11 protein-coding genes and 1 pseudogene are annotated in these 12086 nt (G+C 69.4%); 7 read left to right on the forward strand and 5 right to left on the reverse strand.

What is annotated here, in order from left to right; genetic code table 11:
* Positions 1-97 precede the first annotated feature (97 nt).
* From chrA to ACGFNK_RS31265, 4 genes are all read left to right on the forward strand, one after another.
* On the forward strand, positions 98-1510 hold the full coding sequence (gene chrA / locus ACGFNK_RS31250) for a chromate efflux transporter (RefSeq protein ID WP_393421240.1): 1413 nt from the start codon (positions 98-100) through the stop codon (positions 1508-1510).
* A gap of 3 nt (positions 1511-1513) precedes the next feature.
* Positions 1514-2206, forward strand: a complete 693-nt coding sequence (locus ACGFNK_RS31255; protein ID WP_393421242.1) for an ATP-binding cassette domain-containing protein — start codon at positions 1514-1516, stop codon at positions 2204-2206.
* Positions 2203-2985, forward strand: a complete 783-nt coding sequence (locus ACGFNK_RS31260; RefSeq protein ID WP_393421244.1) for an ABC transporter permease — start codon at positions 2203-2205, stop codon at positions 2983-2985. The genes ACGFNK_RS31255 and ACGFNK_RS31260 overlap by 4 nt, the downstream gene beginning before the upstream one ends.
* A gap of 192 nt (positions 2986-3177) precedes the next feature.
* Entirely contained in the window at positions 3178-5670 is a 2493-nt protein-coding gene (locus ACGFNK_RS31265; RefSeq protein WP_393421246.1) for a family 16 glycoside hydrolase, read from the forward strand.
* 354 nt (positions 5671-6024) lie between these two features.
* Here ACGFNK_RS31265 and ACGFNK_RS31270 read toward each other — a convergent pair whose 3' ends face one another.
* Complete coding sequence (locus ACGFNK_RS31270) at positions 6025-6663, reverse strand: hypothetical protein (RefSeq protein ID WP_393421247.1); 639 nt, start codon at positions 6661-6663, stop codon at positions 6025-6027.
* 257 nt (positions 6664-6920) lie between these two features.
* Here ACGFNK_RS31270 and ACGFNK_RS31275 point away from each other — a divergent pair, with 257 nt between their 5' ends.
* Both ACGFNK_RS31275 and ACGFNK_RS31280 read left to right on the forward strand, forming a co-directional pair.
* On the forward strand, positions 6921-7520 hold the full coding sequence (locus tag ACGFNK_RS31275) for a hypothetical protein (protein WP_393421249.1): 600 nt from the start codon (positions 6921-6923) through the stop codon (positions 7518-7520).
* 83 nt (positions 7521-7603) lie between these two features.
* Positions 7604-7867, forward strand: coding sequence for a hypothetical protein (locus ACGFNK_RS31280; RefSeq protein WP_393421251.1), 264 nt, complete (start codon positions 7604-7606; stop codon positions 7865-7867).
* Between the two features lie 520 nt (positions 7868-8387).
* Here the strand turns inward: ACGFNK_RS31280 and ACGFNK_RS31285 are convergent.
* The gene (locus ACGFNK_RS31285; protein WP_386344591.1) at positions 8388-9263 is read right to left on the reverse strand and encodes an SDR family oxidoreductase; all 876 of its coding nucleotides are present in this window, start codon (positions 9261-9263) and stop codon (positions 8388-8390) included.
* Between the two features lie 94 nt (positions 9264-9357).
* Between ACGFNK_RS31285 and ACGFNK_RS31290 the strand changes: the two genes are divergently transcribed.
* A complete protein-coding gene (locus ACGFNK_RS31290; protein WP_386344593.1) occupies positions 9358-9744 on the forward strand; it encodes a winged helix-turn-helix transcriptional regulator in 387 nt (128 codons plus the stop codon).
* A 587-nt stretch (positions 9745-10331) separates the two neighbouring features.
* Here the strand turns inward: ACGFNK_RS31290 and ACGFNK_RS31295 are convergent.
* The 3 genes and pseudogenes from ACGFNK_RS31295 to ACGFNK_RS31305 form a co-directional block, all read right to left on the reverse strand.
* Positions 10332-10808 (reverse strand): nuclear transport factor 2 family protein, encoded by a 477-nt coding sequence (locus ACGFNK_RS31295; protein ID WP_033329089.1) that lies wholly within the window; start codon positions 10806-10808, stop codon positions 10332-10334.
* Positions 10809-10972: 164 nt separating this feature from the next.
* The gene (locus tag ACGFNK_RS31300; RefSeq protein ID WP_393421253.1) at positions 10973-11500 is read right to left on the reverse strand and encodes a hypothetical protein; all 528 of its coding nucleotides are present in this window, start codon (positions 11498-11500) and stop codon (positions 10973-10975) included.
* A gap of 34 nt (positions 11501-11534) precedes the next feature.
* Positions 11535-12086: pseudogene (locus ACGFNK_RS31305) on the reverse strand (ATP-binding protein); the annotation flags it as partial.

The raw sequence follows: 12086 nt of genomic DNA on the forward strand, positions 1-12086 counted from the left end.
GCGGATGGCGGCCGTCCACCGGCGCAGCCGTCGCGAGCCCCTCGATCTTGCTCATGGACCCACTTGCTCATGGACCCACGGACGGAGACCTCCGCGGATGACCGCCACCGACGGCCCTGCCTCCCAGCTGCCTCAGAGCGAGCGTGAGCGCGCCGGCCAAAGCGATCTCATACCGTTCCGCGAGGCGCTGCGGACGTGGTTCGCCATCTCGCTGCAGACCTTCGGCGGTCCGGCCGGGCAGATCGCGGTGATGCAGCGGACGTTGGTGGAGGAGAAGCGCTGGATCGGGCAGCAGCGGTTCAACCACGCCCTGAGCTACTGCATGCTGCTGCCCGGGCCTGAGGCCCAGCAGTTGGCGATCTACACCGGCTGGCTCCTGAACGGAACGCGGGGCGGTCTGGCCGCCGGCACGTTGTTCGTGCTGCCGGGTGTGGTGGCGCTGCTCGCGCTCTCCGCGCTGTACGTCGGTTTCGGCACGACCACCGCGGTCACCGGCCTGTTCGCCGGACTCGCCCCCGCGGTGGTCGCCGTCGTCGCCCAGGCGGTGTGGCGGGTCGGGCGCCGCTCGCTCACGCACCCGCTGCTGGTGGGGCTCGCGGTGGCGTCGTTCGGCGCGCTGGCCCTGTTCCAGGTGCCGTTTCCCGTGGTGATCGTCGTCGCCGGGGTGGCCGGGTGGCTGATCGCCCGCTGGTCGCCCGGCGTCTTCAAACCCGCCGCCCACGGCTCGGGCGACGACGGACCGGCGCCCCTGATCTCCGACGACGCCCTGCACCACGAGCGCCCGAGCCGCGGCCGTACGTTGCGCATCCTGCTCGTCGGCCTGCTGCTGTGGGCGGTCCCGGTGGCCGCCGTCGCCGCACTCACCGGCACGGACAGCGTGTTCACCACCCAGGGGCTGTTCTTCTCCGGCACCGCCCTGGTCACCTTCGGCGGCGCGTACGCGGTGCTCGCCTATGTCGCCCAGCAGGCCGTGCAGACGTACGGCTGGCTGAGGGCCGGGGAGATGGTGCGTGGCCTGGCGCTGGCGGAGACCACGCCGGGGCCCCTGATCATGGTGGTGCAGTTCGTCGCGTTCCTCGGCGCGTACCGTGATCCCGGCTCGCTCGACCCGTGGGCTGCCGCCCTGCTGGGGGCGCTGCTGACCACGTGGGTCACCTTCGTGCCGTGCTTCCTGTTCATCTTCCTCGGCGCCCCCTACATCGAGCGGCTGCGCGGCAACCGGCACGTCTCCTCCGCGCTGAGCGGGATCACCGCCGCGATCGTCGGTGTCATCGCCAGCCTCGCGCTGTACTTCGCCGAGCACACCCTCTTCAGCACCGTGGACGACCGCACGTTCGGCCCGCTGCACCTCGGAATGCCGGACTTCACCACCTTCCGTCCCGTCGCCCTCGGGATCGCGCTCGTGGCGGTCGCCCTGATCTTCCGTTTGCGCTGGAGTGTCCTGCGCACCCTGGGCGTGTGCGCCGGCCTGGGTCTGGCGGCGGCCCTGGCCGGGCTGACCGGAAGCTGATCCGTGCCGGTCTCCGGGGAGCCGAGCCCCGTCCTCACCCTGGACGGGGTGACGGTGCGGCGCGCCTCCACGCTGCTGCTCCACGACGTGACCTGTCAGGTGCCCGCCGGCGCATGCACGGTGCTGGTCGGACCGTCCGGCGCGGGCAAGTCCACCCTGCTGCGGCTCCTGAACCGCTTCGAGGAACCCACTGCCGGAGCCGTGACCTATCACGGCCGCCCGTTGCCCGTCTGGGACGTACTGGCACTGCGCCGGGAGGTCGCGCTGGTCGGCCAGCAGCCGGTGCTGCTGGCCGACCGGCTGCTGGACGAATTGCGCATCGGACTCCCCGCCCTGGCCGACGCCGATGCCGGCGCGCTGCTCAGGCGCTTGGGGCTGCCCTCAGGCGCAACCGACCGGGCGACCTCGGGTCTTTCCGGCGGTGAGGCACAACGGGTATGCCTGGCACGGGCGTTGGCCGTCGCGCCCCGCGTGCTGCTGCTGGACGAGCCGACCTCCGCGCTGGACGCGTACGCCACGAAGGCGGTGGAGACCGTGATCGGTGAACTGGTGGCCGACGGGATGTCCGTGGTGGTGGTCAGCCACGACACAGCGCAGGTACGGCGGATCGCCGACCACGTCCTCGTCCTGGAGAGCGGAAGGCTGATCGACTCCGGCTCCGCCGGCAGGATCTCCTCTCTGCAGGAGGGCGTGTGAGCGCGGCGGTACCCGGCTGGGCGGGGGTGATCGCCTCGATGTCCCTCGTCGCGCTCACGGCGGTCGTGGCCTGGCGCCGCCGCCTGCGTCTGGGGCGAGAGGTCACCTTCGCCGCCGTACGAGCCGGGGTCCAACTGGCCGCGGTGGGGGCGATTCTGCTTCTGGTCTTCGAGCACACCGGCCTGGCCGGTGCCTTCGCCTGGCTCGCCGCGATGACACTGATCGCCGGGCAGGTCGCCGGCCGCCGCGCCCGTGGCCTGCCCCGCGCACGGCTCACCGCCACCACAGCCGTCGCCGTCGGTACCGCGGCCACGCTGGGAGTCCTCCTCGTGCTGGAAGTGATCGACGCCCGGCCCAGGGTCGTCATCCCCGTGGGCGGCATGGTGGTCTCCGGCGCGATGCAGTTCACCGCCCTCGTACTGATACGACTACGGGACGAGGCCCGTACCGCGCGGCTCCAGGTCGAGGCCCGCCTCGCGCTGGGACTGTCCGCCGCCGATGCCTTCGCCCCGCATCTGCGTTCGGCGCTGCGCACCGCCCTCGTCCCCGTCATCGACTCCACCAAGACCGTCGGGCTGATCAGCCTCCCCGGTGCGATGACCGGACTCATCCTGGCCGGAGTCGACCCGTTCACGGCGATCCGCTACCAGATCGTCGTGATGTACATGCTGCTGGCCGCCTCGGCCCTCGCCGTCCTGACCGCTGCCCGCCTCACCGAACGGGTCCTCTTCGACGACGCCCACCGCTTGCGTCCTCTCCCCGATCAGTCACCGATCTGACGGTTTCGAACGGCCGTTGAGGAATGCGGCCTTGCAATTCCGTCGAAGCATTGACGGCTCCCGCACGGAGGATTAAACCGATGGGCCAGGCGCGTCGATGCGAGCGCCGTTCCTGTCGAGGGAAGTGAAAGACGGGAAGTGAAAGACCTGCCGGTGAAAAATCCTGCCCGAAAACAGAAGAGGGGACCGATCATGCCGACCAGCCTTGCTCCGCAGTCCACCGACTTCTCCCTGGATGTGATGGGCCGATACGTCTGCAACGGCCTCGACGAAGCTCTGGCCAGCACCGACACGGCCAGTCACGCGGATGCCCGCCCGTTCGACCTGATCGTGTTGGGCGGCGGGAGTTTCGGAGCAGTCCTCGCCAGCCACCTGTTCTTCAACGACATCTCGCGCACCCACCGAATCCTCGTTCTGGAAGCCGGACCCATGGTGCTCCCGGAACACACGCAGAATCTCCCGCCCCAATTGAATCCCGCCGAGGTGTGGGGAGTTCCCTGGAATTCCGACAGCCCACAGGCATGGAATCAGCGATTCCCCGGCCTCGTGTTCTGCCCGGGCGGGCGATCGCTGTTCTGGGGCGGCTGGTCGCCGTACTTCATCGACACCGAACTGGACGGCTGGCCCAAGGCGGTAACCGACGACCTGACCACCCCGGCCGTGCCGGTCCACAACCCCACGCGGTCGTACCTGGACGCGGCTGCCGAGCAGATCGGCACCGACCAGACCAACGACTTCGTCTACGGGCCGCTCCACGAGGCCCTACGGAAGCGGCTGTACGACGGTCTGCGCGCCCACCCCGGCGGCCAGACCGCTCTCGTCGGCAACCGGGGTACGCCGATGGCCGCCACCCAGCCGAAGGAGCAACTGCTGCGGGAACTCGACGCCCCGCTCGCCGTGCAGTCCGCGTCCCCGCGCCCCGGGTTCTTCCCGTTCAACAAGTTCAACGGCGTGCAGCTGCTGATCCGCGCGGCCCGGCTGGCCCAGGCCGAGGCGGAGCGGAGTGTGGTGGGCGGACCCGCCGAGCGGGACGTGAAGAAACGCCTGATGCTCGTCGACAACACCAAGGTCATCCGGCTGGAGCGCCAGGGCGGACACATCACACGGGTGGTCACCAACAAGGGCACGGTCGACGTCCCCTCCGGCGGGCACGTCGTCCTCGCCCTCGGGACCGTGGAGAGCACCCGGCTCGCGCTGGCCACCCTGCCCAACGCGCACGGGCTGATCGGCCGCAACCTCATGGCGCACCTGCGCTCCAACGTCACGATCCGGCTGCCCCGCGCCTCCCTGGGCAAGGCCCTCGCGGGTATCCAGGAACTCGCCGTCTCCGCACTCTTCGTCAAGGGTGTCCACACTCACGCCGACCAGAGCACCGGTCACTTCCACCTCCAGATCACGGCCTCCGGCGTGGGCGCGATGGGCACCGACTCCGAGGCCGAGCTGTTCAAGAAGATTCCCGACCTCGACACCCTCGACCGCTTCCGCGACCTGACGGACGAGTGGGTCATCGTGACCCTGCGCGGCATCGGCGAGATGACCGGCGACAAGACCTCCTCCGATCCCCGGAACCGCATCACCCTGGACCACCAGGGCCCGCAAGGCCCGTACGACTACGGACAACCCCGGGCCCTGGTCCGGCTGGAGGCGCAGGACCCGGCCGACCCGGTCGGACGCAACCTGGCGCTGTGGGACGCCATGGACCAGGCCACCGACGAGATCGCGCTGATCCTCGCGGATGGCGGACCGGTCCAGTACCTGGGCAGCGGCGGCTGGCAGAACACCCCGCCCCCGCCCAGCGCCCGCCGGGACACCCTCTCCTCCACCCACCACGAAAGCGGCACCCTGTGGATGGGCGAGGACTCCTCCACCTCCGTGACGGACGTATGGGGCCGCCTGCACGAGAGCGACAACCTCCACGCCGTAGGCCCCGCCGTACTCCCGACCATCGGCTCGCCGAACCCCATGCTCTCCGGTGTCGCCCTCGCCCGCCGCACCGGCGACCACGTGGTGCCCACGCCCCAGCCACCGGCCCCGGAAACCGGATTCCGGTACCTCTTCGACGGCACCGACAAGACCTTCAACCTCTGGCGCGGCGTCGGCAGCGGTGCCTTCGCCCTCATCGACGGGGCCATCGTCCCGCAGCCCGCCGGCGGCGAACTCGGGCTGCTCTACTACGCCCGCCAGCCCTTCAGCGACTTCGTCCTGCGCCTGCAGTTGCGTATCGGAGCCGTCCAGGCCAACTCCGGGATCTTCGTACGCTCCCGGGACCCCCGCCGCCCCGTCCCCGACCGGACCGACCCCGCCAAGCTGCACCCGTACACGAATCAGTCCTGGGTCGCCGTCCACACGGGATTCGAGATCCAGATCGACGACACGGCAGCACCCCACGGACTGGACAAGCACCGCACCGGCGCGGTCTACGACATCGACACCGGCGCCGTCCCCGGCGGCCAGTCCTACCAGCGGCCGGCCCCGCTGGTCCCCGGCCAGTGGACGGACTGCGAGATCGAGGTCCGCGGCGACACGTACACGGTGCGGCTGAACGGCACCGAGACCACGGTGTTCGCCAACACCGACACCTGGCGCGGCAAGCCCGCGACCGCAGACCCGGCATCAGGCTTCATCGGACTGCAGGCCCACACCGGGAAGGTCGGATTCAGGAACATCAGGATCAAGGAGCTCTGATCAACGGCGCTTCTGGACCCGGCCGGGCACCTCGCCGCGAGGCCGGCGGTCGCGGCGGCGGGGTGAGGCGGGCGGCTATGGCTGCGCGTGCAGCGCATCGGGCAGCGGCCGGTGGCTGTGGCGCCAGCCGCTCCCGGCCCGGGTGGCGTCGGTCAGGTGCGGGTGCTCGGAAGGGAGGTCGGCGTGCTCGTGCTCGATGGGCGCGGTTTCCCTGGACGGCCACAGGCGTGCGGCGAGTAGGCCGGAGGCCAGGGCGATGACGCCCAGGGATAGTACGGCCGACGGGAGGCCGGCCGCTGCACCCAGCCATCCGGCCAGTGGATACGTCAGCAGTCAGCAGTCAGCAGTCAGCAGTCAGCAGCCGTGCGAGAGCGAGAACTGCGCGGCGAACGCCGCCGTACGCTCCTCGGGCGGCGCCGAGCGGCGGATCAGCCGCCCCGTCGGCGTGAGCACCGCCGAACACGTCGCACCGAACGCCGCCCACACGCCCAGCAGCGCGGGCCAGCGCCAACTCCCGCCCGGCGCAGCCGTGATGAGCAACGTCCTGACGGCCGTCAGACGCGGTCGCATGGCGTCGAGGGCCGTCGACAGGCCACCGTGGGCCAGTGACCAGCAGGTCGCGTCCGCGCGGTGCACCAGTACAGCGACCAGTAGGGCGACCAGGGTGTGCGCCATCGTCATGGCCAGGGAGTCGTGCAGCCGCTCGTGCCAGGCCGCGTGCGCGTCACCTGTATCGGTTCCGTGATGGCCCATGGTCGTGGCCGCCGCGTGCCCCTCGTGCACGGTGAGCGTCAGCCACAGGTGAAGCCCGGCCTGGGCCACCACACCGCACGCCACGACCGTGGCCAGGGACCGCGGGCGTCGCGTCCCGACCAGCCCCAGGCCGAACAGCGCCCCGGCCGCGACCGCGCCCTGTGCCCACGGCACCGGCCCCTCGGCCGGCAGATGGTGGGCGCTCATCCCCAGCACCGTGCCGACAACGGCGAACACCACCGCCCGGAGGGCGGGCAGCGGGGCGAGGAAAGCGGGGCGCGGGAAGTCGTGGTCGTGACGGGTTGGTGCATGGCCCGCTCATCATGGAACATCATCCGGCCGGTCGGCAGGCAGGTCCGGGAAAGTGGCAGGCGTCTAGTCGCTCACGCGGTGCCCTGGTAGGCGACCCAACGAGCCTGTCGGGGCTCTGCCAACCACCCCGATTCAGCCTTATTCGTACCGTGGTTGGTCCCGTGGTGCGGCATCATGGTCGGGACATGTCGGCCTGGCTCGTACCGAATCGCACCGTGGGTGGCACTGCCGTCCGCGCGGCCGGTCATGCCCTCGCTGCCACCGCACTGGCGGCCGGACTGCACCACGCGGCAACGGACTCCAGGGTCTCCTGGCCCGCGCTGGCATTCGCGGCCGCGGTGCTCGCAGGGTGTGCGTACGCCGTCCTGCGTGAGGGGGCGCCCCGCTGGAGCGTGTTCGCCCTGGCCGCCGTGCAGGCTCTGCTGCCCGGCTACCTGCAGCTGACCGGCACCGAAATCCCAGCCGCGGCCCTCGACGACCACCTGCGACTGCCATCGGTCTGGCACCACAACGCCCTGGTCATGGCCGCGCTGAACTTCCTCGTCGGCCTCGCCCTGCTCTGCTTCTTTCGCAGTGCATCCGAGCTGCCCGGACGACTGTCGCATGCCGTAGCCGGGGCAGTACGCGGCTGGTGGACCCGGCTCCTGTACGTCATCGGCCTCGTCCTGGGCCTGACGGGGACACCCCTGCCGCAGCCGGCGCGACCGCCCCTGCCCGCCGTATCTCTGCCACGCCCACACGCGCTCACGGTCCTGCTGCACCGCGCCCAGCCCTGCGCGCCGTAACCGCACGGCACTCCACCGCACCACGTCTCTCGCACGCCGCCGCACGGCCGGGGCGTGCCTTCATCGACACCGGAGTGTCCGTCGTGTCCGTATATCTCGAATCATTGCAATGGGCTGCCCGAGATCGCTCGGCCCTCGGCCCCGATCGCTCGCTTCTGAGCGCCGACCAGCCGTACACCCCGCAACCGCCCTCCGAGGGCAATGACTTCCTCGAGTTCTTCACCTCGACCCAGATGATCCTCGGCCTGGTGGTGGCCCTGGTCGCGGTGGGGCTGCTGGTTTCCTCGCTGTGGTCGAGCCGCCGTGAGGTCGCAGAAGACGGGGAGGAACGCGAGGAGACCGGCTAGACCTGCCAGATCGGCGCCCGTGTCCGTCGCGCTCTTGCGGGAGCGTGATGGGCACGAGTTTGACGCGGGCTCGGGCCGGCGAGGAGAGCGCAGCCAATTGCCATGGATGCCGCTCGATATCCCCCGTTGGGCAACGCGCACTCGATCGACCGTTGCCTGCACAACCCGCCGGGTGAAGCGCAAACCCGCCAACGGAGGTGCAACGTCTCACCCTGGCTGTGACCGAGAACTTTAGTTGGCGAATCATGGGCTTGGATGGTCACTGTGCGTGAGTTACGGGGTGAGCCAGTTCCTCGTCGGCGATGCCGAGCGCCTGGCGAACTCGATCCCGTAGTCGTCGGGCGTTCGGGGTTGGGGAGAAGCGTCCGGTGTCAGTCCTCGGGGCTACCGTGACGCAAGGAGGTGCTTGGTGCTGGCCGCTGTGAATTCTTCGGCTGCATCAAAAATCGTCCGCCAGCCCTAGGAGACGCGCATGACCGCTGCCCGCTTGACCGGCCGCCCTTGGCCACGGTGCATGCCGTCAGGACGCCTGGTGCTGCTGGGCGATCGCCGCGGCAATGGCCTCGGCGGGGGTGGTGGTCGGGCGGCCGAGGAGGCGGCGGAGGTCGCCGGTGTCGGCGAGCAGTTCACCCCGGGCCAGGCCGAGGTCGGAGTCGGCGAGCACATGGGCGAGGGGTTCCGGCACCCCCGCCCCGGCCAGGAGCCGGGTGTACTCGTCGGCGGGCAGGTTGTTGTAGACGACGGCCTGGCCGGTGGCATCGGACACCTGCGCGGCCAGCTCGGCGAGGGTGAACGCCTCGTCGCCGCCGAGTTCGTAGACGGCTCCGAGGTGCCCGTCGGTGCTCAGGACGGTCGCGGCGGCCTCGGCGTAGTCGGCGATCGTCGCGGCGTTGACCCGACCCTGGCCGGCGACACCGGCGATGCTGCCGTGCTGCTGGTACAAGGCCAGCTGGGACGTGTAGTTCTCCAGGTACCAGCCGTTGCGCAGGATCGTGAACGGCAGGCCGCTGTCCCGCAGGTACCGTTCGGTCTCCCGGTGCGCCTGGGCCAGGATCATCCGCGCGGACTCAGCGTTGGCGGTGCTGGTGTATACGACGTGGGACACGCCCGCCGCCTGGGCGGCGTCGATGGCGCGGCGATGGTTCTCGCTGCGCTCGCTGGGCGTCGTGGTGGAGACGAGCAGCAGCTTCTGCGTGCCGTCGAAGGCCGCGGCAAGGCTGTCGGCGTCGGAGAAGTCGGCGCGGCGTATGGTGACACCGCGGTCGGCGAGGTCCTTGATCTTGTCGAGGTCGCGGCCGGTGGCGACGATCTGCGACGCGGGCACACCCAGGCGCAGCAGGGTTTCGACGGCGTGGCGGCCGAGGCGGCCAGTGGCTCCGGTCACGGTGACGGACACGAGGGGTCTCCTTCGGGCTTGGTGGATCTGCCCACCAGTAGACCTACCCGTACTCTCTCTTGGGAAGTAGCCACTTTTTAGTAAGCTACTTCCCATGAAGGAAGCCTGGGATCCGTACGAGCGGGGATGTCCGTCGCGCGAGCTGCTCGACCGCATCGGCGATAAGTGGACGGTGCTGGTGCTGGGGGAACTGGCCGACGGCCGGGCCCGGCGCTTCTCGGCACTGCGCGCCCGGCTGTCCGGGGTGAGCGAGAAGATGCTCACTCAGACGCTGCGTCATCTTGAGCGCGACGGCCTGGTGACACGCACCCTCTACCCCATGGTGCCGCCCCGGGTCGAGTACCAGCTCACCCCACTCGGCCAGACCCTGCGTACCCCTCTCACAGCGCTGCGGCAGTGGGCCGTCAACCACATGGCCGAGGTGGAAGCCGCACGTGCCGCCTACGACGCGCCCTCGGTGAACGCCGCCACAGCCGACTGACGGCCATACCGACTCAGCCAGCCGATCACAGCACCCGCAAATATGGAACAGGTATCTCGGCGGGCCACCGGAGTGACATCACTTCACGCTGACATTGATCATGCACAAGCGGGCGCAATGGCTCCCGAACTCACGCCGAAACGACATCCACGGAAAGTGACACAGTCACCCGTGATGAGCGACCGCAGAATCACGATCGGATTTCTGGCAACGGGAGCCGTCCTCCTCTTGGCAGGGGGGAACTTCAGTTCCTGGAGTCTGCTGGGAGAGCACGCGGGCAGAGGCGTTGCCGCCTTGGCTGTCTGCTTCGGCTTTGCGTTGATCTGCTTCTCGCAAGCGGCGCGGATGCTGGCCAAGCAACGATAGAAACCCGGAACTGCCTGACTCACACGCGCGCGCGTGGCGGCCCGGGGCACCCTCAGGGTGAAGAGCTACAGGACGTCGCACCGAGACGGGATTGCCCCATTGCCCCAGCTCAGCGACCATGCCTCCCTGCCTGGCCACTCACCTCTCGTCCACTCGGCGAAAGCCCGAGGCTAAACCCCAGTAGTTGCTGCCGCCTTCCGCGCCAGGGATTGCGCTCCCCCTCAGGCCTGGGGCCGGCGCGCCTGCTCAGCGGCTTGAGCGAGGCTCGCCAGCTGTGGATTTTCCTGGTGGGTCACGGTGAGTTTGAATCGGCTGATGCGCCATCCCTTCGGCGTACGGACCGCCTCGGTATCGTAGAAACCCACCACCAGCCAGCGGTCGGGTCCGTCACCGACGAGTTCCACCGGAAGCCAGTGCTCGGCACGCACGTGCGCATGAATCGTCGCACTGTCGCCGTCGATGGTGACGACGTGACCGGTGATCGCGTGGTGGGTCGCAGCAAAGGGCGCCAAGGTTGTGCGGAGGAGCTCGACGCAGTCACGCAGCGAAGCAGTTACCGCCGGCATGCCGGTAACTGCTTCGAAATCCACCGTCAGCGGATCGGTGCAAATGCGACTGGGCAGGTGGGTGAACTCCTTCATATCCGCAATATCGGCATATCGGCTCAGCAGCTCGGCGAGATCAATACGGTCGTCCATAACGTCCCTTTGCTTGACGGACTTTGTTGCCTGACCAGACGGGGATCGGGGCTTTGCCGTTGAACCGGGCGAAGGCGGCCGGGGCAGACCGGTCCGCTCGGTGATGAAGTGGATCTTCGACCCGTACGTGCCCCGGTCGACAGACATCCGATGCAGTTGATCTGTCAAATCAGGTAGTGGGTCGGCGGTTGCGTCGTGCTGTGGTGATTCGCGTGAGGCCGCGGGCCGGGAAGGTCGATGGAGGGGTTTTCCTCCATGACTTGGTAGCCGGCGCTCGTGTACAGGTTCGTTGCCGCCTCGTTGCCGCCCCACACGGTGAACATCAGCGCCGAGCTGCCGGCTGCGAGCGTTGAGCCGTATGTCCAGCCGGTGTGCACCGCGCTCCGCGCACCATCCCTCGGCCCAGTCTCGCGTGCGGTCGGCCAGCGGTGGAGCGCGTCGACGCGGAGGTCGCCGATACGGCCCGCGAGCGTGCCGTTGTCGTCAGCCACGACCACGCCGACGTATTCCACTCGGGTCCCGGCGTCCGTGATCTCGGCGACGGTCCAGTCGCTGATGCTGGCGCGTACGTCCTCGAGCATGTGCTCCGCCGCAGTCGCACCTGGCCCGGCCGCCGTGTACGAGGCGTGTAGCCGCCGCTCGAAGTCCTTCTGCCATTCCGTGTTGTCACCCAGGAGGTTGAATTCTGTCATCTGATCACACTGGCCACGTTGGAGAATGCAAAGTTCACTGGACGGACCCCACACAGGCTGGTGTGGCGGAGCTTCGCGAGTGTGGCGGGGCCGGGGTGATTGTCGTGGTTGGTTGTCGCAGCAGTTGTTCGATGAGGCGTTCCTTGGCCAGGGCGAGGTGGCGACGGTAGGTGCCGTAGGGCACCCCGAGTTGTCGGGCGGCGGCCTTGTGGGTGCGGGAGGCCGTGATGTAGGTGGCGGTGAGAGCCTCGTGCGCTTTGACGCCCGCGGGATCGATCTGCAGCGCGTCGAGGGCGGTGATGATGGCGCCGCGCAGGTCCGCGGCCGGGTCGGGTGAGCCGGGCGGCACGAGATGGGAGTGCAGCAGGACGCTGGTGGCGAATTCGCGGGGGGTGTGCCAGGTGCGCAGTGCCTCGAGCACGCCTTCCGCGAACGCGGCGCGCGCCGGCTGGTCGCCCGGGTCACTCGCGGCGGCAGTCGCGGGCCATGTTGCTACGGGCGTGACCGCGGTGCGAGCCCGGTGTTGCACCCACTGTTCCACTGTTTGCCGTCGCCAGTCCCGGCCGAAGACGTGCTGTCGCAGGCC

The sequence above is a fragment of the Streptomyces sp. NPDC048825 genome (assembly GCF_043198355.1).
Classification (GTDB): Bacteria; Actinomycetota; Actinomycetes; order Streptomycetales; family Streptomycetaceae; genus Streptomyces; species Streptomyces xiangluensis.